20 protein-coding genes and 1 pseudogene are annotated in these 20,546 nt (G+C 33.6%); 10 read left to right on the forward strand and 11 right to left on the reverse strand.

Annotation, left to right across the window (positions count from 1 at the left end):
- Position 1: 1 nt before the first annotated feature.
- The 3 genes from aat to BLP44_RS00275 all read right to left on the reverse strand — a co-directional run bounded on the left by aat (position 2) and on the right by BLP44_RS00275 (position 2,091).
- Positions 2-646 (reverse strand): leucyl/phenylalanyl-tRNA--protein transferase, encoded by a 645-nt coding sequence (aat, locus tag BLP44_RS00265; protein WP_008466754.1) that lies wholly within the window; start codon positions 644-646, stop codon positions 2-4.
- 164 nt (positions 647-810) lie between these two features.
- Positions 811-1,182 (reverse strand): DUF3127 domain-containing protein, encoded by a 372-nt coding sequence (locus BLP44_RS00270; protein WP_008466752.1) that lies wholly within the window; start codon positions 1,180-1,182, stop codon positions 811-813.
- Positions 1,183-1,215: 33 nt separating this feature from the next.
- On the reverse strand, positions 1,216-2,091 hold the full coding sequence (locus BLP44_RS00275; protein WP_091128022.1) for a flavin reductase family protein: 876 nt from the start codon (positions 2,089-2,091) through the stop codon (positions 1,216-1,218).
- Positions 2,092-2,251: 160 nt separating this feature from the next.
- Between BLP44_RS00275 and BLP44_RS00280 the strand changes: the two genes are divergently transcribed.
- Positions 2,252-3,403 carry a sensor histidine kinase gene (locus BLP44_RS00280; protein WP_091128029.1) on the forward strand — a complete coding sequence of 384 codons (1,152 nt, stop codon included), beginning with the start codon at positions 2,252-2,254 and terminating at the stop codon, positions 3,401-3,403.
- A 56-nt stretch (positions 3,404-3,459) separates the two neighbouring features.
- Here BLP44_RS00280 and BLP44_RS00285 read toward each other — a convergent pair whose 3' ends face one another.
- On the reverse strand, positions 3,460-3,849 hold the full coding sequence (locus tag BLP44_RS00285) for an HIT family protein (protein ID WP_008466745.1): 390 nt from the start codon (positions 3,847-3,849) through the stop codon (positions 3,460-3,462).
- A gap of 102 nt (positions 3,850-3,951) precedes the next feature.
- Positions 3,952-4,428, reverse strand: coding sequence for a transcription elongation factor GreA (gene greA / locus BLP44_RS00290; RefSeq protein ID WP_008466743.1), 477 nt, complete (start codon positions 4,426-4,428; stop codon positions 3,952-3,954).
- Positions 4,429-4,587: 159 nt separating this feature from the next.
- Between greA and BLP44_RS00295 the strand changes: the two genes are divergently transcribed.
- Complete coding sequence (locus BLP44_RS00295; protein ID WP_091128034.1) at positions 4,588-5,004, forward strand: Rieske (2Fe-2S) protein; 417 nt, start codon at positions 4,588-4,590, stop codon at positions 5,002-5,004.
- A 51-nt stretch (positions 5,005-5,055) separates the two neighbouring features.
- Here BLP44_RS00295 and BLP44_RS00300 read toward each other — a convergent pair whose 3' ends face one another.
- The 5 genes and pseudogenes from BLP44_RS00300 to BLP44_RS00320 form a co-directional block, all read right to left on the reverse strand.
- Entirely contained in the window at positions 5,056-7,245 is a 2,190-nt protein-coding gene (locus tag BLP44_RS00300; RefSeq protein ID WP_008466741.1) for a TonB-dependent receptor, read from the reverse strand.
- A gap of 272 nt (positions 7,246-7,517) precedes the next feature.
- Positions 7,518-7,923 (reverse strand): annotated as a pseudogene (gene arfB, locus BLP44_RS00305) (alternative ribosome rescue aminoacyl-tRNA hydrolase ArfB).
- Position 7,924: 1 nt separating this feature from the next.
- Complete coding sequence (locus tag BLP44_RS00310) at positions 7,925-10,039, reverse strand: DUF4301 family protein (RefSeq protein WP_091128038.1); 2,115 nt, start codon at positions 10,037-10,039, stop codon at positions 7,925-7,927.
- Positions 10,000-10,623, reverse strand: coding sequence for a nicotinamide riboside transporter PnuC (gene pnuC, locus BLP44_RS00315; RefSeq protein ID WP_091128041.1), 624 nt, complete (start codon positions 10,621-10,623; stop codon positions 10,000-10,002). The genes BLP44_RS00310 and pnuC overlap by 40 nt, the downstream gene beginning before the upstream one ends.
- A 20-nt stretch (positions 10,624-10,643) precedes the next feature.
- Positions 10,644-11,372, reverse strand: coding sequence for a phosphoglycerol geranylgeranyltransferase (locus BLP44_RS00320; protein ID WP_008466736.1), 729 nt, complete (start codon positions 11,370-11,372; stop codon positions 10,644-10,646).
- A gap of 94 nt (positions 11,373-11,466) precedes the next feature.
- Between BLP44_RS00320 and BLP44_RS00325 the strand changes: the two genes are divergently transcribed.
- From BLP44_RS00325 to BLP44_RS00335, 3 genes are all read left to right on the forward strand, one after another.
- A complete protein-coding gene (locus BLP44_RS00325; RefSeq protein ID WP_091128042.1) occupies positions 11,467-12,063 on the forward strand; it encodes a Crp/Fnr family transcriptional regulator in 597 nt (198 codons plus the stop codon).
- 82 nt (positions 12,064-12,145) lie between these two features.
- The gene (locus BLP44_RS00330) at positions 12,146-12,433 is read left to right on the forward strand and encodes a hypothetical protein (RefSeq protein ID WP_008466731.1); all 288 of its coding nucleotides are present in this window, start codon (positions 12,146-12,148) and stop codon (positions 12,431-12,433) included.
- Positions 12,430-12,828 (forward strand): group III truncated hemoglobin, encoded by a 399-nt coding sequence (locus BLP44_RS00335; RefSeq protein WP_008466728.1) that lies wholly within the window; start codon positions 12,430-12,432, stop codon positions 12,826-12,828. The genes BLP44_RS00330 and BLP44_RS00335 overlap by 4 nt, the downstream gene beginning before the upstream one ends.
- A gap of 28 nt (positions 12,829-12,856) precedes the next feature.
- Here the strand turns inward: BLP44_RS00335 and BLP44_RS00340 are convergent, their stop codons facing one another.
- Positions 12,857-13,507 carry a 4'-phosphopantetheinyl transferase family protein gene (locus BLP44_RS00340; RefSeq protein ID WP_091128047.1) on the reverse strand — a complete coding sequence of 217 codons (651 nt, stop codon included), beginning with the start codon at positions 13,505-13,507 and terminating at the stop codon, positions 12,857-12,859.
- A gap of 295 nt (positions 13,508-13,802) precedes the next feature.
- On the opposite strand from BLP44_RS00340, the gene ahcY reads away from it, so the two are divergent.
- The 5 genes from ahcY (at position 13,803) to BLP44_RS00365 (ending at position 20,437) form a co-directional block, all read left to right on the forward strand.
- Entirely contained in the window at positions 13,803-15,119 is a 1,317-nt protein-coding gene (ahcY, locus tag BLP44_RS00345) for an adenosylhomocysteinase (RefSeq protein WP_091128050.1), read from the forward strand.
- A 198-nt stretch (positions 15,120-15,317) separates the two neighbouring features.
- A complete protein-coding gene (locus BLP44_RS00350; RefSeq protein WP_091128054.1) occupies positions 15,318-17,636 on the forward strand; it encodes a patatin-like phospholipase family protein in 2,319 nt (772 codons plus the stop codon).
- A gap of 313 nt (positions 17,637-17,949) precedes the next feature.
- Entirely contained in the window at positions 17,950-18,792 is an 843-nt protein-coding gene (locus BLP44_RS00355; RefSeq protein WP_091128060.1) for a bifunctional helix-turn-helix domain-containing protein/methylated-DNA--[protein]-cysteine S-methyltransferase, read from the forward strand.
- 188 nt (positions 18,793-18,980) lie between these two features.
- Positions 18,981-19,736, forward strand: coding sequence for an SDR family oxidoreductase (locus BLP44_RS00360; protein ID WP_091128064.1), 756 nt, complete (start codon positions 18,981-18,983; stop codon positions 19,734-19,736).
- Positions 19,733-20,437: a 2OG-Fe(II) oxygenase gene (locus BLP44_RS00365; protein WP_091128068.1), complete on the forward strand. Its 705-nt coding sequence runs from the start codon at positions 19,733-19,735 to the stop codon at positions 20,435-20,437. Before BLP44_RS00360 ends, BLP44_RS00365 begins: the two co-directional genes overlap by 4 nt.
- Positions 20,438-20,546 lie beyond the last annotated feature (109 nt).

A 20,546-nucleotide genomic window follows, 5' to 3' on the forward strand; every position in this document is an offset into this window, starting at 1 on the left:
TCTATTTGCTTTTTAAAATGGACATAAACTCATCACGATCAATTTCGCGGCAGCCTAAACTTTCCAAATGCGGATTATAAACCTGACAATCCAATAACTTGTAATTTTCTTTCTTCAAATATAAAGCTAAAGCAATAAAAGCCGTTTTCGAGGCATTTGAAACTTTAGAAAACATACTTTCTCCGCAAAAAATATTTCCTTTTCCTAAATCAATTCCATAGAGACCACCAACCAAAACATCATCCTGCCAAACCTCAACAGATTTTGCCACTCCTTCTTCATTCAATTTGCAATAGGCTTCAATCATTTCATCCGAAATCCAAGTTCCATCCTGTCCTTCTCGTTTTATCTGCTGGCAGTTTAAAATTACTTCTTTGAAATTTTTATTATAAGTGACTTTAAACATCTTCTTATTCAGAATCTTCCGCATGCTTTTGGATATCGCCAATTCGTCAAAAAATAACACCATTCGCGGATCTGGTGCCCACCAAAGAATTGGTTCTCCTTCATTAAACCACGGAAAAATACCGCTTTTGTAAGCCAATAGTAAACGCTCTGGACTTAGATCTCCTCCTATCGCTAAAATTCCCTCTTCATCAGCTTCTGTAACTGGTGGAAAATATAAATCGTTGAATAAATAGTACATTTTTAAAAATAATCAATTTTTAAATTCCAATACTGAAATTCCAAATTCCAAACTATATGCAAGTTTTGGTTTCTTAAACAAAAGAAATCAAAAATAAAATTCCAAATTCCAAATTCACGAGAATGAATTGGAATTTGGAATTTAGTAAATTGAATTTTAAACTTTTAGAATGGCAAATCGTCTGGTTCGTCTTCGTTTAAGTTTGTTGCTGGAGCAAAAGTTTCTGCTGTTGGCATTGGTGGTGCTTGTGTAGGAGCATCAGCACCCATTCTTTCGATTCTCCAACCTTGAATACTATTGAAATATCTAGTTTCTCCTTGCGGATTAACCCATTCTCTTCCTCTTAAATTGATAGAAACTTTTACCGCATCTCCTTGTTTATAGCTACTCAATAAATCGCATTTATCTTGTGTAAATTCGATTAAAATATGCTGTGGATATTGCTCCTCAGTAGTAACAACTAACTCTCTTTTTTTGAATGAGGCACTAACTTGCTGCTCTGGGTTAACCACTTTTACTTTTCCTGTAACTTCCATCTTCGTCTATATTAATTATTGTTTCTATTTCTTTTATTTTTTAGCTAAAAGCACTTTCCAAGCCGATTCTACATCGCCATTATCCAAGTATTTTTTGGCTTCTAAATGTACTTTTTTCTGGTCGTCTGAGCTTAAAACTCCTTTAACTGCGAAATTTTCTTTCACAAATATACTAACTTCTTCTTTTGTAGGCAAGGATTCAATGTTGCCTAATTTACCTAAATCATTCCCGTCAAAAACAGGGCTTTCTTTTACAAAATTTGGTATCGCATCTACTCCAACCCCTAATGTTGTCAAGGGTTTTGCTACTTCAAAAAGTCCTTGGTTTGATCTTGAATACCAGTTATTTCCCAACCTCGAAACCAAATCAATTTTATGCTGATCAATCGCTCCATTTTCATCCAAAATAGATTCGTCAATATGAATTTTCACCACTTCGCATAAAATCAAATTTCCTGCTCCTCCTTCTATTCCTAACGGAATAATCTGCGTAATCTTGCATTCAAATTGAACAGGTGACTCTTTTACGCGATATGGTTTTACCAAATCTGAAGGAATTTGAGTTAATCCCGCTTTGATAAATTCGTTTACACCATCTGCATATTCTGTACTTGCCAATGAAGTTTGCTGTACTATATCATAATTAACAACATTTATTACCGCTTCGCGAGTTGCTTCGGCATTAATCAAAGTGTGTTTAATTGTATTATCGCGAACACGTCTTGAAGGCGAAAAAACCAAAATAGGCGGATTAGCACTAAACACATTAAAGAAACTAAATGGAGATAAATTCGGAATACCTTTTTCGCTAATTGTGCTTGCAAAAGCAATAGGTCTCGGTCCGATTGAACTCTGCAGATAGCCTTGCAATTTGGCCGTTGGAATCTCTTTTGGGTTAATACTGATCATACTTTAAAATTTAGGCAGAATCTCATTTTAGTAGCTACAAAAGTATTGAAATGGTTTAATTCGAAGAAATAGTTTTACAGATAAAAGCGAAAAAACTTTCCGTATCGGCAAAATATAAAATGTGTATATTTCGTTATATTTATACCTCAAAAAAACTGATATGTCTTTTTCTGAAAGAACAAATACAACCCGCTGGATTATTATTTCGGTATGTTTTATAATCATTTCTTTAATTCTTTGGAACACCTATACTTTCTTCCAAATATTTAAAAATGAAGAGCGTTTGAAAATGAACCTTTTTGTGAAGGCGCAAATTACAATAGTGAACGCTGATGAAAATACCGATGTCGAACTTCCTCTTCAGATTTTCAACAATAATACTTCGATTCCGGGTATAATAATGCTGTATGATAAAGTAGTAAGCGCAGTGAATGTCCCAGACGAAATTCTTAACGACAAGAAAAAAAGAACTGCTTTTTTAAATAAGCTGAAAAACGAAAATGAACCTATCACTTTTGAATATGCTCCAGGAAAATATCAGACATTGTATTATGGGAATTCTTCATTATTAAACAAACTGAAATATTATCCGATTGCTCTTCTACTTATTATATTCTTATGCATCGCTTTAATTTATAATTTTTACAAAAGCACTAAAATGGCGACCCAAAACAAACTTTGGGCAGGAATGGCAAAAGAGACAGCACATCAGATTGGAACTCCTCTATCTTCATTAATTGGCTGGGTAGAAATATTAAAAACTGAAAATATTGATTCGTCGATTAGCACTGAAATAGAAAAAGACATTGAACGTCTACAAACTATTACTGATCGTTTTTCTAAAATTGGTTCGGTGCCAGTTTTGGAACTTCATGACATTGTAGAGGAAACTAAAATGGCTTATGAATATTTACAATCTCGTTTTTCTAAACAGGTTGCATTTTCATTTGAAGCTCCAAAAGAACCAATTCTGGTTATGATAAATCCGACCTTGCATAGCTGGACTATCGAAAACTTGGTTAAAAACGCTATTGATGCCATGAAAGGGAAAGGAACTTTAGACCTTCAAATTGAACAAGACGCCAATCAGGTAAAAATTAATATTAAAGATTCTGGAACCGGAATCCCTAAAAAGCAATTTAAAACCATTTTTGAAACTGGTTTTACCACAAAAAAACGCGGTTGGGGACTTGGACTTTCTTTAACGAAAAGAATTGTAGAAGACTATCACAACGGAAAAATTAAAGTTTTACACTCTGAAATTGGAAAAGGAACTACTTTTCAGATTGCTTTAAATAAAAAAGTGCAGTAATCAATTTACTGCACTTTTAATTATTTGTTTTGTTAGACTGAGCGAAGTCGAAGTCTTTATAAATTTGATTGAATATCTTTTGCTAAAGCTTCAAACTCTTCTTTTGAAAATGAAACTTTATCAATAAAACGCATTTCATCCATATGGTTTAACGGAATCAAATGTACGTGTGCATGAGGAACTTCCAATCCAACAACGGCAATTCCGATTCTTTTGCATGGAACTGTTTTTTCTAAAGCCGCAGCGACTTTTTTAGAAAACTTCATTAAACCTAAATACAGTTCTTCATCCATATCAAAAATCTTATCGATTTCTTGTTTCGGAATACAAAGTGTGTGTCCTTTTGCGTTTGGATTTACATCTAAAAATGCTAAATAGTTTTCATCTTCAGCAATTTTATATGCAGGAATTTCTCCGTTTACTATTTTAGTGAATATTGATGCCATGGTTTTTTGGGTTAATCGTTTAACTGTTTATTCGTTTAACCGATTAAATAGTTAAACTTTTAAAAATCTTAATAGTGTGATTGCTTCGTTCCTCGCAATGACTTAGTCTCTCGTTATTTCAAGAATTTCAAATTTCAAAACTCCGTTTGGAACTGTAATTTCTGCTACTTCTCCAACAGATTTTCCTAGCAATCCTTTACCAATAGGAGATGTTACAGAGATTTTTCCTGTTTTTAGATCTGCTTCACTTTCAGCAACAAGCGTATATTTCATTTCCATTCCGTTACTTTGATTTTTGATTTTTACATTCGATAAAACCAAAACTTTAGAAACGTCTAATTGAGATTCGTCTATTAATCTTGCATTTGCATATACTTCTTCAAGTTTAGCAATTCTCATTTCTAATAAACCTTGCGCTTCCTTTGCTGCATCATATTCTGCATTTTCAGACAAATCTCCTTTATCTCTTGCATCTGCAATATCTTGAGATGCCTTTGGACGCATTACACTCTTTAAATGCTCCAATTCATCTTTTAATTTTTTTAATCCTTCTGCTGTATAATAAGATACTTTACTCATAACTTCATCGTTTATATAAATACAAAAAATCCCATCGCGACGGGATTTTCTTACCACAAATATACTATAATTTTTAATAGTACATAATTATATGTTAATCATATATAGATTTCAAATCTAAATAAATTATTTTTGTTTTAACTAATTCTTATTCAAATAATGAAAAAAATCTGGTTCTTTATCGCATTTACCGCAGTTTTATTTGCTTGCAGTGACAATAATCGAAGTAATAATAATCCGTACATTCCAAACTATTCGATAAATGCTTTTCTCGACACAAATCTTCCGACTTACAACAAACTACTCTATCCGAGCAACCCTGTTTATGTTGCCAATTATGGTGCAAAAGGAATAATTGTCATGAAAACCGGTGAAGGAACTTATACGGCTTTTGATGCTGCATGCCCAAATCAGGCTTTAACTTCTTGTACAGCAATGACAATCGATGGAATTTATGCTGTTTGCTCTTGCGATAAGACTCAATACAACTTATTTACAGGACTTGGCGGAAAAGAATATCCAATGAAACAATATCGCGTCGAATCTTCTGGAACAGTTGTTCATGTATATAATTAAAAACAGAAAAGCCTGAAAATAGTTTTCAGGCTTTTTTTGTGTCTTCCTTGATTAGAATTTCAAATTCAAACCAACTAAGAAATTTGTTCCCGCTTGCGGATAATAGTACGGATACACATCCCACATGTATCCATTTGAAACATATTTTTTATCAAAAATATTATTCACCAAAGCTGTGATTGTTATAGATTGAAAAATGGTCTTTGGTTTAATTTCGTAAGACGCATTAAAATCGTTTACAAAGTAATCTGCTAATTTTGCTGCTGGAAGTTCAATATTGTTCATGTATTGCTCACCAACATATTTTTGTAACAATGATAGATATAATCTTTCTATAGGCTTATACACGATTACGTTTCCTGCAATTACTTCTGGAGAATAGGCAATTTTTGTTGTTCCATAATATTCACCATCAACAGCTAAATCAACATTTTTGTTGCTGCTTAAAGTAAAGTTAGGTCTTAAAGTAAATTTATCAGAAATTGCAATTGTAGCATCAAATTCAAACCCTAAGCGGTAACTTTTTTCAGTATTCGCACGAATCGGATTTCCAACATCGTCTAATCTTCCAGTTAAAATCAACTGGTCTTTGTATCCCATGTAATACACATTAGAATTCAATTGAAATTTCTCCGAATTAAATCTCCATCCTAATTCAAAATCATTCAGCTTTTCTGGTTTTACATTTCCTCCTTCGTAATCGGTTCTGTTTGGTTCACGATTTGCTCTCGCGTAAGAGAAATATAAAGTGTTTTTTTCGTTGAAAGCATAATTCAAACCAGCTTTTGGATTGAAGAAATTGAAAGTATCATCTACCAAACCAGTTTCAGCGCTATTGGCTTTATAACGAACTCTTCTGTATTGTAAATCTCCGTAGAAACTTAACTTTTCTGTGAATTGATAATTTGCTTTAGCAAAAATATTCCCGTCTGTTTTTGAAGAATAATCATCGTAGTAATGATCTCCCAATGTTGATTGATCAGAGTATTGTGCCCAGATTACTTTTCCGAAATGATCTCCTTCATATTTATTCCAGCCTCCACCTAAAATAACATTTAGTTTTTCTGTTACATATTTAGCAGAAAATGTCGTTCCGTAGAAATCATTATCTAACCATTTTTGACGAATTAAATCGGTTACTGGAATTAAATTTCCGTTGCCATCATCAACCGTTTTTGTTGGTTGAATTGGTCCATATCCTTCAACAGGTTCATCTTCTTTATAATTTTCGTAATATCCTTTTCCTTTCGTATAATGAAATGCTAGGTTTGTACTCCATTTATCAGAAATTGATTCACTCCAGTGTAATTGATAATGATCTTGGTTGTAATTATCCGTTTCGTTATCATAAAAATGAACATTTCCTGAGTCGTCTGTATACATTCCTGCAGAATTAAAAGTACGATTCGTGTTTAAAGTCTCGCCATCAATTCCGTTCCAAGACTGATACGTTTTTTCAGTTCCTCCAAATACCAATGCTTTGATTAAAGTTGTTTTCCCAACGTAAGTCCCTTGCAAGAAATATGATTTTAAATCTGAACTTGCTCGATCAATAAATCCATGAGATTTTATGGTAGACAAACGTCCCGCGATTTCAAAATGATCATTCAATAAACCAGTACTAAACTTTACTGTATTTTTAAATGTATTAAAAGATCCAGCAGAACTTGAGATTTCGCCAGTAGCTTTATTGGCATAACTGTCTGTTAATAAATTTAAACTAGCACCAAATGCTCCCGCACCGTTTGTTGATGTTCCCACACCACGCTGCAATTGCAGACTTTCTACAGAAGAAGCAAAATCGGGCATATTTACCCAAAAAGTTCCCTGACTTTCTGCATCATTGTACGGAATTCCGTTTATGGTTACGTTTACACGTGTAGCGTCGCTTCCACGCACTCTGATCCCTGTATAACCAACACCATTACCAGCGTCTGAAGTAGTTACAACTGAAGGGAGATAGTTCATCAGAACTGGAATGTCCTGACCTAAATTTCTATATTTAATTTCCTTTTTGTCCATATTACTAAAACTAACTGGAGTTTTTGAAGTAACACGAACCGCAGAAACTAAAACATCATCAAGCTGATTCACTTTTGTAGAATCTTGCTGTTGTGCAAAAGAGAAAAGAGAATAGAAGAAAGAAAATAGAAGAAAGAAAATAGATTTGCAGTTCAACTCGGAACCTTTAAACCTTTGCAACTTTGTGCCTTTAGAAGCACCTTGAAAAATAGTTTTCATTCGTAAAGAATTACGAATAAAAGGGGGAATTATTCTTTGTTAAATTAATAAATGTGTTTCCCGACAAAATAAAGTGTGCACGCTCGATAGTGTCGTTTTTCCCTTAGCAACATTACTCGCTCAGGTTCTTTGGGTATGATCTCAGCTCGTTATTTAGAGCACCCCTTTGAGACAGTACAAATGTAATGTTAAAAATTACAAAAATCAAATTCCAAATTCCAAAAGCTACCTTGAAAGGTCTTTTTTGGAATTTGGAATTTTAAAATTAAGATTTAATCTATATTTGGTTTTCTTCTTGATTGCTTTAAATCAGAAAGATTCTTTTTGTCTTTGATTCTTTTCTTTATTACCGCTTTCGGGACTTTTGTTTGTTTTCCTAACTTTAGGAACATAAAGTCCTTTTTTGATAATTTCCAGAAATCGTTTGGTTACAATTTCTTTATTTTTAAGCTGGCTTCGGTCTTCGTCGCAGTTTAAAATCAGAATATTTTCAGAAGTCAATCTTGCTGAAATATTTTCTTGCAATAATAGTTTTTCGTCTTCAGACAAAGCTTGAGAAGCATTCAGATCAAAATTCAGAACAACTTTAGACGAAACTTTATTCACATTTTGCCCGCCAGAACCACTGCTTCGAACGGCTTTAAAGTTTAATTCCGATATGATTTTGTCTGAATCCATATTATTGTGGTTGATGTGCTGCTTTCAACAAATCATTTACCGTTTTTACGGGATTAAAAGTAATCAAAGGAACCGCAACAAAAACGGTTAACCAATTGGCCATCGATCCGTTCCATAAACCTGGTAATTCGTAGCTTCTCACTGTTTTCCCATCAACACTCTTTTCTACAATAAAACCCGCTTTTTGATCTACAAATTGCAATAAATCGAATTTTTCGTTTCTGTAGTTTTTTATACCACAAACCAAATCTACAGGATTAAAATGTGTTGCTTCTGATAAAATTGCCTGTTGCTTCTTACTTGTCAAATCTACTTGAGAAGTTTCAACAATTTGAAGAGAATTCACTCCTTTATCATTCATTACCCAAAATGGTCCTCCTCCCGGTTCTCCTTCATTTTTCACCATTCCGCAAACACGTATTGGTCTATCTAAAAGTTCTTTAATTTTACTTATTTTATTTTCAAAAGTAAATTTACCGAAGTCATTATTCATCTCAACATTTAGCTCTTCTTTTAAAAATAAAATAATATCTGCTAAATGATTTTCTTTAATTTCATTTTGGTCAATTGCCTTTAAATAAGAAAAAACTTTTTGCTGTATTTCGATTAAAACGCCTGCCAGTGCTTTTTTGTATAATGTAATTTTATCAATATGATTCTGAATGACATTATCTATATTTTTAATGAAGATCACATCAGCGTCAAGATCATTTAGATTTTCAATCAAAGCACCATGTCCACCTGGTCTAAATACTAAATTATCATTTTTATCTTTTACTAATTTGTTTTCCTCATCAATAGTGATTGAGTCTGTACTTTTATTTTGATAAGAATACCCAATATTAATTTTAACTCCAGCGGGTTCTTCAATTTTTTCTATAACCTCATCAACACCTTTGTAAAACAAATCTTGGTGAATTTCTGACACAGTAAAATGCAAATTAGACACCTTATTTGAACTAGCATAATGTATGCATTCATTTAAATGCTCTTCAATTGGAGTCGCAATATGTGTTTCGTACCAGTGAAAAGGCAATACCGCTTTTGGTTTATTAGCGAAGTTGAAATAATCAGGAGATAACAATAATTTTATAAAATAGTAATTCTTGTAATCTCGTTCAAGCGTTTCAAAATCAGGATAAATTTCTCTTAATTTTTGATCTATAGCTTTGAAGAAAGGAAACTTATCCATCCCGATGATAAAAATAGCAAGTTCCTTATCTTTTTTTCTATTGATATAAGCATTGATAGTTTCTTTTTGAATATCAAAATCATTCAAAAACGCATTCAAAAATTTAAACATCCTCGTTGCCGCTCCAGAAGCAGGAACAAACTTTTTAATTTTTAAGTTTTCTTTCTGTTCATCAAAAAAGACTGCTTTTTCTTCGAACTCATTTTCCGACAAACTTAAAATTCCATTAGCGGTTGTGGCCGGACTAACTAAATTACTTTTTGCAATTCCATTGTCAAGGATTTCCAGCTGTTTTAGAATTTTTTCAAAAGGAATTCCCCTATCATAAATTTGAACGAAATCTGATGATGTAAATCCTTTTTCTTTAGCAATCGTCAACTCATCAATAATAGCTGTTGCTTTTGCCAAACGTGTTTCTTTGTCGCCAGATAAGGTTATAAAAGGCTTTTTTGTATCGATTAAAGTTTGTTTAAAAACAGAAAATACCGTCTCTCTTCCTTCTGGGGTATCACGAATATCGTCTTTCTCCCAAGGAACATCAATATCTGTCAGGAAAAACAAATCATATTCGTGTTTTAGTGCCGCTTCATTTAAAAGCGGGTCACAAAAACCATAATACATTTCAGAAAATACTTTGGTCACCATTAAATTGGTATCACAAAACAGGTATTTATTTGCATTTGCCAGTTTCTCGTTTTCCAATGCAGTTTGACCATACGCAATTGGCATCATATCATCGGCTACACAAATATGCTTATTCTCCTCCCATTTTTGCTGTAAATAGTCGCGCGCAAACTCAGGAACCCATTCGGTTTCGTAATAGTCTGCAAGCTGTTTTGCTAAGGTTGTTTTTCCTGTACTTTCAGGACCAAACAAAGCAATTTTTATGATAGTTGTTTTTTGCTGTCTAAGATCTTTCTCCATTCTAAATAAGCTGAAATAGCCAAAATTGTAAAAATTATATACTGAAGTGACAGCATCCCTAAACCACGATAAGCATAGAGAGGCACAACAATAATATCACCAATAATCCAAAGTGTCCAGTTTTCTATTTTTTTTCTGGCCATATACCACATTCCCGCGAAAAATATTCCAGACGAAATCATATCAATATAATTGTCGGGATGTATTTCGTAATCGAAATATCTATAAATCCCGAAAACTACAAAAACAGTCACAATAAACAGTAAGATTCCAATTATTTTTTCATTAAAATTTGTACGGGTAATTGGCAGATTATCATCAACTGGTCCGCCTTTTGCCCAAACGTACCAACCGTAAATACTCATTATTGAAAAATAAGCATTAATAATCATGTCTCCGATATAACCTGCAACGTAAAGAAGATAAACCGATATTACAGTGGCTATTAATCCTGTTGGATACACCCAGATATTTTCTTTTTTTGCAAACCAAACACTTAAAATTCCACATACAAAAACCAAAAACTCTAAAGCAATATGCCATAAAGGTGCATTTTTGTAACTATTTAGAAAAAAATCTATCATTTAAATGTGGTATTTAACATTTATAACTCAAAAAAACGACTGTTATTTTCAAAAGCAGTTCCGATAACAACCAAATCCGCGCCAGCCTTATATGCTTTTTGAATTCCGTGCAAATCTACAATTCCTCCTCCAACAATAACAGGAATTTGAATGTTTTGAGCAACAAGCTCAATCATTTTTGTCGGAACAGACTGTTTTGCACCGCTTCCCGCTTCTAAATAAATCAGTTGATTTCCTAGCATTTCTCCCGCCTGAGCTGTCGCCAAAACCAAATCAAGATTTTCACGACTTAAAGGTTTTGTTTTACTTACACGGGCAACGGCAGTTTCGTTACCGCTTTCTATTAAAATATATCCTGTAGAAATAACTTCAAGATTAGTTTTTTTAAGAATTGGGGCGGCTTGAACTTGATATTCAATCAAATAATCTGGATTTCGGCCAGACAATAAAGACAGAAACAAAATACCATCGGCTTTTGGTGAAATCTGAGAAGGATCGCCAGGAAATAAAATAACTGGTAGATTTGTTTTTTGTTTTAATGCGGTAATTAATTCTTCTAAAATAGTATTCTGAACAACGCTACCTCCAACAAAAATATGAGTTGCAGGCGATTGGTTAATTTTCTCAATTAAATGATTGATATTTTCCAATACAATTTTATCAGGATCCAAAAGCACTGCCAGTAATTTTTGTCCATTGCTTTTAGCTTCTAAAATCTGTTGTCTAATAGTGAGAATTTGTTCTTGCATACGGGGTGTAAAAGTAAAAGATTTTTAATGCAGAAGAACTATTTTGAATGAATTATATTTGTTCAACGTCTATTGACAATATAAATAACACATTATGATTACAGTTGAATTACTAGAAAAGTATGGAGTTATAAAAAAATCATTTGATAAAAATGATATTATTTTCGAAGAAGGAAATCTGCCCTTGCATTATTACCAAATTATTTCTGGCGAGGTAAAAATGAGCAATTATAATGATGATGGACGTGAATTTATACAAGGCATTTTTTATAACGGGCAATCTTTTGGCGAGCCACCATTATTTTTAAATCAAAAATATCCAGCAAATGCAATTGCTGTAGAAAATACCGAAATTTTTATTCTTCCAAAAGAAAACTTCATAAAGCTTTTAGAAGATAACCCAAAAGTGAGCATCAAAATAATCGAAAATCTAGCGCAAAGATTGTATTATAAATCGGTTATGGCAGCAGAAATTTCTACACACGAACCCGAACATCGCGTATTAAAACTGATTGATCACGGAATCGCTTATTTCAATTTTCAAAAAGATAAAAATGGCTATCTCATAAATTTTACCAGACAACAAATCGGCGATTTAACTGGTTTACGTGTAGAAACGGTTATTAGAACGATAAAAACATTGGAAAAAAAAGGTGAGTTGAAGATTATTAACCGAAAAGTATACAGATAAAAAAAATCTCGTTTTATGATTTTAATCATAAAATGGAGTACTATTGTAGCCGTAATTTTGTTGATATAAAAAACTGAATATCATGACACTATATCAAACAACATTCGACATTTTCAATAGAAATTATATGGGCTCTGCTGCAATGGCAGTAATCGGACAAAGCTGTTTAGGAGGCGCTGCGGCTATGTATGTTTTAGCCAACGGAACTTCTATTCCGCAAATGATTCAGCTAGGAATCATTGTTTTAGCTTGCGTTTTCGCAAATACATCTATCTTAGCACAAATGAAACACAAAGTAGTTTTCAATCTTATAATGCTAAGTGCATCTTTAAGTTTGTTCTTTATACTTTTGAATAGTTTTATTCTATGAAAAAACAAATAGAAAATAGAGCCGATGTTTCCTTTTTGGTTCATCAGTTTTATGCTAAAATAAGAGCCGATCGAGAAATCGGCTTTTATTTTAATGAAATGATTTCTGATTGGGATGCGCATCTCGAAAAACTGACTGATTTTTGGGAAACTAATCTATTTGGCGTTCGCAAATACAAAGGAAATCCGCATGCTGTTCATAATGAAGTTGATGCTCATTTTGATGAAAAAATTACACCAAATGAATTCGGAATCTGGTTAAATCATTGGTTCCAAACCATTGACGAGCATTTTGAAGGAGAAAACGCTGAAACACTAAAAAGACGCGCCCGTAAAATGAGTACTTTTCTATACATGAGCATGTTTCAGCACAGACAAAAAGAAAGTGAAGTTTAAACTGAAAACTGAGACTGAGACTAAAAATCTATTTCTCAAAAGCATAAACCAAAGTAAAAGTTCCATCAAAATTATCAGATTTGACTTCCTGATAATGTACATCAAAATCTTTAACTAAATCATCAAAATGAAGACTTGCCTGCGTTTGGGTTTCTCCTAAAGAGAAGTTATTTACATTAATATGATCTTTAAAACTTATACCTTTTTCATTTCTTATTTTAAAGATCGCCTCTTTGGCTCCCCAGATTACGGTAAGTTTTTTTATGTATTCTTCTGTAGATTTCGGTTCTAAATACGTGCATTCATAATCGGTAAACTTGTCTGCAATTCTCTGGATTTTCTCTCGTTGTAATTCCATGTCAATTCCAACCTTTTCTTTGCTTATAATAATCGCTGCAAAATGGTACGAATGTGTAATTGAGATATGATTATCACAGTCAAAATACGGTTTTCCGAACTCATCATAATGCAGGTCTTTATCTGTAAAACCCATTTCCTGAATCAGCATTCTAACGCTCAAGAAAGCACGCTGATGCATCTGCGACTTCATTCCATCCAATCTACGCTGTGTCTTTTCTTTCAAAATTACTCTGTTATACAATTCCTCAAAAGATTCGGTTATTTCCCAAATTAAGATTTTAGTAGTTGCATTGAATTGTATGGTCTGAAATAAAGGCATTACTTTTTAATTATGAATTATTGGTGGTAAATTTTAAACCATATAAGCCATTTAAGAAAATATGGCTGGCGGCTTAAAGAATGCATTAGTAAATATAAGCAATTCGCAACAAAGGTAATAGTTTCCGAATCTTTTTTAAATGAACTTACATCACTTATACGGTTAAAAACGATTTTTAGATTAACATTCTAGAGATTAAGAAATTAAAGATTTCACAAATCTTACAGAAATTAGTAAAATTAAAAACCTATTACGTAAATTTGCAAAAATTTTACAATATACAAATATACTATAAATGAGTACTACAACTACGCCTTATGTGGCTTATAAAGTAAAAGACATTTCTCTAGCGGCTTGGGGAAGAAAAGAAATTGAACTAGCTGAAGCTGAAATGCCAGGTTTGATGGCACTTCGTGCTGAATACAAAGACGAACAACCATTAAAAGGTGCTCGTATTGCTGGATGTTTGCACATGACGATTCAAACTGCTGTTTTGATCGAAACTTTAATTGCTCTTGGTGCAGAAGTTACTTGGTCTTCTTGTAACATTTTCTCTACTCAGGATCAGGCTGCTGCTGCAATTGCTGCTGCTGGAATTTCTGTGTACGCTTGGAAAGGTTTAAACGAAGAAGAATTTGACTGGTGTATTGAGCAAACTTTATTCTTTGGCGAAGACAGAAAACCATTGAACATGATTCTTGATGATGGTGGAGATTTAACTAACATGGTTATTGACCGCTACCCAGAATTGGTTCCTGGAATTAAAGGTCTTTCTGAAGAAACTACAACTGGTGTTCACAGACTTTACGAAAGAGTAAAAGCTGGAACTTTACCAATGCCTGCAATCAACATTAACGACTCTGTTACTAAATCTAAATTTGATAACAAATACGGATGTAAAGAATCTGCAGTAGACGCTATTCGTCGTGCAACTGACTTAATGTTAGCTGGAAAAAGAGTAGTTGTTTGCGGATATGGTGATGTTGGAAAAGGAACTGCTGCTTCTTTTAGAGGTGCTGGTTCTATTGTAACAGTTACTGAAATCGATCCAATTTGTGCTTTACAAGCTGCAATGGACGGTTACGAAGTTAAAAAATTAGATACTGTGATTGCTAATGCTGATATCATCATTACAACTACAGGAAATAAAGATATCGTTGTTGGAAGTCATTTCGAAAAAATGAAAGACAAAACTGTTGTTTGTAACATCGGGCACTTTGACAACGAAATCGACATGGCTTGGTTAAACAAGAACTACGGTGCTTCTAAAATCGAAATCAAACCTCAGGTTGACAAATATACTATCGCTGGAAAAGATATCATTATCTTGGCTGAAGGTCGTTTAGTAAACCTTGGTTGTGCTACAGGTCACCCAAGTTTCGTAATGAGTAATTCATTTACAAACCAAACTTTAGCTCAAATCGAATTATGGAACAACAGTGCAGCTTACAAAAACGAAGTTTACATGTTACCAAAACATTTAGATGAAAAAGTTGCTGCTTTACACTTAGCTAAATTAGGCGTTGAATTAGAAACTTTACGTGAAGATCAAGCGGCTTACATTGGTGTTGAAGTTCAAGGTCCATTCAAACCAGAATACTACAGATATTAATTGATTTTAGATTGAAGATTTCTGATTTTAGATTTCTTTAATTACATATTTCAAACCCGACAGGTTTTAAAACTTGTCGGGTTTTGTTTTTAACAGTCAAAAAAGATTTCTATAAAAAATTTACTTTGTAAAGAATAACTCCTTAATTTTAGTAATTAAAATAAGTTACTATTTCTCAACTACATAAACACTGTAATCTTGAAAAAAACATCTTATTTATTTGTCTTCTTATTTTTTCTAGCTCTTCCGCACTTTCTTTTCTCTCAGGAAAAAAAGCCTAAAGTCGTATTGGTCTTAAGCGGCGGCGGTGCAAAAGGAATTGCACATATTCCTCTTTTACAAAAACTAGATTCTTTACATATTGTTCCAGATCTTATTGTTGGAAACAGTATGGGAAGCATTATAGGTGGTTTATATGCAATGGGATATTCTGGTGACAGTATAGAAAAAATCACTAAAGATATTTATTGGGATAAACTCTTAGGCGGAGGCCAATCATTACGAGCCGTAAGTGCTGAAGAAAAAAGAGAATTTCAAAGGTATTTGGTTGGAATAGGTGTTAAAGACGGAAAACTTAACAGCATTGGTTCTTTGTTAAATGATCAAAACTTAAGAGAATATCTTTCCGAATTAACCTTTCCTGTTTACAATGTTAAAGATTTTGACAGTCTGCCGATTCCTTTCAGAGCTATGGCTACAGATTTGGTCGAAGGAAAAGAAGTTATTTTAAGCAAAGGAAGTTTATCTTACGCCATGCGTGCCAGCATGTCGTTGCCCGCTATCTTCAAACCAATGCCTTATGGAAAAACAGTTTTGGTCGATGGAGGAGTATTAAATAATTTCCCTACTGATGTCGCCAAACAAATGGGTGCCGATATTATTATTGGAAGTGATGTCGGAGGCGGAATGGAACCTGTAGATAAGCTTAACAATCTTATGACCATATTGATGCAGACTAGTATGTTTCCGAGTAACATCAAAAATCCTGCGAATCGTGATTTATGTACAATATTGGTTGATCACTTACCTAATCTTCGTTTTTCTACTGCCGATTTTACCAATAGCAACGAAATCTACAAAGACGGTAAAATTGCCACAAATCAAAATCTTCCCGCTTTAATCGCATTATCAGAAAAGTTAAAAGGATTTCAGCAGAGAACTCATAAACTGCCCGATATGCCAAATGAGTTTGTTCTCGATACAATTGTTTACAAAAAAATAAGTCCTGAAAATATGCCCCTCGTTGTTGGAAGGGCAAACCTTAAAACACATGTAAAATATACTACCAAAGATTTAATAGCAGGCATTAACAGAGCCATGGGAACTAATCTTTTTGATGAGATTACGTATAATTATTTCATTAAAGACGAAGACAAATTAGGCATCACCTTATTCGGTTTTGAACGTGCTAAAAACCAATTAAATACCTCAATCCACTATGACACTTACAGAGGTGTTGGAATAATTTTTAACTACACAGGAAGAAATGTCCTTGCAGATGCATCGCGTCTTCTCTTAACCGTAGATATCGCTGAACAGCCAAAAGCAAGAATTAATTATCAGAAAAATTTTGGACAGCATAGAGAATGGTGGTGGATGTCGGAAGCTTATGGGGCTCTATTACGCCAGGAGATATATATCAATGGCAAAGCATCAGACAATATACTTTACAACACTCTTGAAATCAATAATGAGATAAACAGAAATTTAAATTCTCTAAAAAGTTATGTCGGTTTTGGACTAAACTACAGTTACACAAATCTAAAACCAAAATATGACCGCGAATACAATCCCAATTCTTTAAGCATCAATAACTACAGCTTTAACAATATTGAATTCAACTTGCATTATTCTTATAATGACATGGATAAAGTTTTCTTTGCCACAGAAGGAACTATTATAAAATCAAATTTGGCACGATCGTTTCTAACCGATCTTGATGTCTCACTTTACGATCCAGACCTTTCACGTGTTTCTGGCTCAACAAATGGCTACACCAAATTGGGCCTAACCTATGAAAAGAGATTACCCATAAAAAAGAAAATTACAGGAATTGTAGGATTCGATACTTATTTTATTTTTCAGGATAAAGTTAAAAATGAGGATCTTCCATTTTCAGGACTTGGCTATGCAGCAAAATATTTTATAGGTGGCATCATCCCAAATTCTGGCAGCAACCGTTTCTCATTTGCAGGGCTCCATGAGGACGAACTTAATGTTACACAATATATGGGACTCAAACTTGGATCTCAAATAAACTTAACCGGAAAAATTTACCTCACCCCTCACTTCAATATTGCATCTGTCGGTTTTGACACTTTTAACGACTATATAAACCATGCCTTTAATCCAAAAGGAAATTGGGATGATAATTTAGAAACTAGTCTTGTAATATCAGGAGGCGCAGCTATCTCTTATCAGTCCATTTTAGGTCCAATTCATTTTGATACTTCTTGGATCAATAATATTGACAAAGTAAGATTATTTTTCAGCGTAGGATTATCACTAAACCCTTAAGACAAATAATCAAATAAGTAAAGAATGATAGTAAATTCGTTATAACACTTTCACAAAGACACAGAATCGCAAAATTTTATTTTAAGTTTATAATCTTTGTAAAGTTATTTGAGATCCTTCGGCTTAGCTCAAGAAGGCAAAATTGAGAAAAACCTTTGCGATTCTGCGTCTTTGCGAGATTAAAAAACATCGCGAACTTTGCGTATCCCCATAGTTATCGGGATTGCGCGGTTTGCGGTTAAAAAACTCAGCAAGTTTCGGATTTTAAACCTGCCAAAACCAATCGATCTTTGCCTTATAAAATGGAAGAAAAATGAACACACAAGAAACCATTAATTATAACCGTATTGCAGAAGCAATTGATTATATCAAAGCAAATTTTAAAGATCAGCCTAATCTAGATGAAGTGGCAGAAAAAGTACATTTAAGTCCGTATCACTTTCAAAGGCTTTTTAGTGAATGGGCAGGAACTAGTCCGAAGAAATTTTTACAATATACAAGCATCGAACACGCCAAAAAATTACTCAAAGAACATCAGGCAACCGTTTCTGAAACTGCTTTTGAAACAGGATTATCAGGAACAAGTCGCCTTCATGATTTGTTTGTAAACATCGAAGGAATGACTCCTGCCGAATATAAAAACGGAGGAAAAAATCTTAAAATAAATTACAGTTTTGCCGAAAGTCCATTTGGAAATATTATTGTTGCATCGACTTCAAAGGGTGTTTGTTTTATGGCTTTCGCCGAAGATGAATTAACCGGATTTCTTGCATTGAAAGATAAATTTCCGAATGCATCTTTTACTCAGAAACTAGATTTAGCGCAGCAAAATGCATTATTCATTTTCCAAAATGATTGGAGTAAATTATCAGAAATAAAACTGCATCTGAAAGGAACAGACTTCCAACTAAAAGTTTGGGAAGCTTTGCTTAAAATCCCAATGGGACAGCTTTCTACTTACGGTTCGATTGCACACCAAATTCAAAAACCAAATGCATCGAGAGCGGTTGGAACTGCCATTGGAAATAATCCTGTTGCGTTTTTAATTCCGTGCCATCGCGTGATTCAGTCTTCTGGAACCTTTGGCGGCTATATGTGGGGAAATACCCGAAAAACAGCCATAATTGGCTGGGAAGGTGCACACATAAATCTTTAATTTTTTTAGCCACGAATTCACGAATTATTTTTAAAATCTATGTGCATAGAATTAGTTTAATTCGTGAATTACTTCGTCCGTTCGCTATCACTCGGGTCATGGCGAAAAATCCCAAATCTCAAAACCGCAAGTTTCGGATTTTTTACCCTTTCCGATTTTAGAAACTTTGCATTCTAAAATCATACGAAATGGAAAAACTAAAAAACAAAACCGCTTTTATCACAGGCGGAACCAACGGAATGGGATTTGCAACTGCTCAAGAATTTATCAATAATGGAGCAAAAGTAATCATAACCGGACGCAGTGAAAAAACAGTAAATAAGGCCGTTGAAGAATTGGGAAAAAACGCAATAGGAATTGTATCGAACGCGGGAAGGTTATCTGATATTTTCGAACTTCAAAATCAGATAAAAAAGCATGCCGATAAAATAGATGTTTTGTTTGTAAATGCTGGATATGGAAAATTCAATTCTATTGAAAATGTCACAATCGAAGAATTTGATGAAGTTTTTGATATGCTGGTTAAAGGAACTTTTTTTACCGTACAGCAGATTTTGCCATTAATGCCCGAAGGAAGTTCAATTATTTTAAATACTACTTTTTTAACCGATATCGGCCAGTCCAATATATCAATTTATACAGCTGCAAAAGCTGCTGTTCAATCTTTTATCAAAACTTTTGCCGCTGAATGCACTTCAAAAAAAATACGCGTAAACGGAATCAGTCCAGGTTACATTGCCACAAATATTTTCAATAATACAGGTATGAGTCAGGAAAATATCCAAAATACAATCGATGCCGTTACACCTTCTCTACCGTTTCAACGTTTTGGAGAACCATCTGAAATTGCCAAAACAGCACTTTTTCTAGCTTCAGATGATGCTTCTTACATTCACGGAATCGAAATAAGAGTTGATGGCGGTTTATCAAAAACAAAACCATGAAAACAAAAATAGAATCTCTAAACTGGGAGAGCATCACCGAATCTATGCACGAAAATGGATTCGCAATCATTCCAAAAGTGCTTAATAATGAACAATGCGAAGACTTAAAATTCGATTATGACAATCCAAATTTATATAGAAAAATAGTTGTAATGGAACGTTATAGATTTGGTTTAGGCGAATACAAATATTTCAATTATCCGCTTCCAGATTTAATCCAAAACATTCGAACTTTAATTTATCCCAAATTGGCACCAATCGCAAATGCATGGATGAAAGCTTTAAATATAGACACGACATTTCCAGCAAAACATGATGATTTGCTAAAACAATGTCATGCCAATAATCAGCTGAAAGCTACAATTTTAATTCTGAAATATGGCAAAAGCGGTTTTAATACTTTACATCAGGATTTGTATGGAGATGTTTATTTTCCTATTCAAATTGTGCTTTTTCTAAATGAACCTGATGAAGATTTTACTGGCGGTGAATTTGTTTTAACACAACAAACGCCAAGAGCACAATCTAAAGCGATTGTTTTAAAACCAAAAAAAGGAGATATTTTGATTTTTACCACCAACTTCAGACCTGTAAAAGGCACGAAAGGTTATTATCGCGTGAATATGAAACATGGCGTAAGCGAAGTCCATTCGGGTGAAAGATATACATTGGGAATTATTTTTCATGATGCCCTTTCGTGAATATTTTTTCTGCCACGAATTCACAAATTAAACAAATTCGATCCGCATAGATTTTAAAAATAATTCGTGAATTCGTGGCGGAAAAACTTTAAACGCACTGCAGTGCGTC

Source organism: Flavobacterium anhuiense (assembly GCF_900101855.1).
Classification (GTDB): Bacteria; Bacteroidota; Bacteroidia; order Flavobacteriales; family Flavobacteriaceae; genus Flavobacterium; species Flavobacterium anhuiense.

Coding starts and splice junctions, on each gene's coding strand:
- aat (WP_008466754.1), bottom strand. CDS start 646: ATGTACTATTTATTCAACGATTTATATTTTCCACCAGTTACAGAAGCT.
- BLP44_RS00270 (WP_008466752.1), bottom strand. CDS start 1,182: ATGGAAGTTACAGGAAAAGTAAAAGTGGTTAACCCAGAGCAGCAAGTT.
- BLP44_RS00275 (WP_091128022.1), bottom strand. CDS start 2,091: ATGATCAGTATTAACCCAAAAGAGATTCCAACGGCCAAATTGCAAGGC.
- BLP44_RS00280 (WP_091128029.1), top strand. CDS start 2,252: ATGTCTTTTTCTGAAAGAACAAATACAACCCGCTGGATTATTATTTCG.
- BLP44_RS00285 (WP_008466745.1), bottom strand. CDS start 3,849: ATGGCATCAATATTCACTAAAATAGTAAACGGAGAAATTCCTGCATAT.
- greA (WP_008466743.1), bottom strand. CDS start 4,428: ATGAGTAAAGTATCTTATTATACAGCAGAAGGATTAAAAAAATTAAAA.
- BLP44_RS00295 (WP_091128034.1), top strand. CDS start 4,588: ATGAAAAAAATCTGGTTCTTTATCGCATTTACCGCAGTTTTATTTGCT.
- BLP44_RS00300 (WP_008466741.1), bottom strand. CDS start 7,245: ATGAAAACTATTTTTCAAGGTGCTTCTAAAGGCACAAAGTTGCAAAGG.
- BLP44_RS00310 (WP_091128038.1), bottom strand. CDS start 10,039: ATGGAGAAAGATCTTAGACAGCAAAAAACAACTATCATAAAAATTGCT.
- pnuC (WP_091128041.1), bottom strand. CDS start 10,623: ATGATAGATTTTTTTCTAAATAGTTACAAAAATGCACCTTTATGGCAT.
- BLP44_RS00320 (WP_008466736.1), bottom strand. CDS start 11,372: ATGCAAGAACAAATTCTCACTATTAGACAACAGATTTTAGAAGCTAAA.
- BLP44_RS00325 (WP_091128042.1), top strand. CDS start 11,467: ATGATTACAGTTGAATTACTAGAAAAGTATGGAGTTATAAAAAAATCA.
- BLP44_RS00330 (WP_008466731.1), top strand. CDS start 12,146: ATGACACTATATCAAACAACATTCGACATTTTCAATAGAAATTATATG.
- BLP44_RS00335 (WP_008466728.1), top strand. CDS start 12,430: ATGAAAAAACAAATAGAAAATAGAGCCGATGTTTCCTTTTTGGTTCAT.
- BLP44_RS00340 (WP_091128047.1), bottom strand. CDS start 13,507: ATGCCTTTATTTCAGACCATACAATTCAATGCAACTACTAAAATCTTA.
- ahcY (WP_091128050.1), top strand. CDS start 13,803: ATGAGTACTACAACTACGCCTTATGTGGCTTATAAAGTAAAAGACATT.
- BLP44_RS00355 (WP_091128060.1), top strand. CDS start 17,950: ATGAACACACAAGAAACCATTAATTATAACCGTATTGCAGAAGCAATT.
- BLP44_RS00360 (WP_091128064.1), top strand. CDS start 18,981: ATGGAAAAACTAAAAAACAAAACCGCTTTTATCACAGGCGGAACCAAC.
- BLP44_RS00365 (WP_091128068.1), top strand. CDS start 19,733: ATGAAAACAAAAATAGAATCTCTAAACTGGGAGAGCATCACCGAATCT.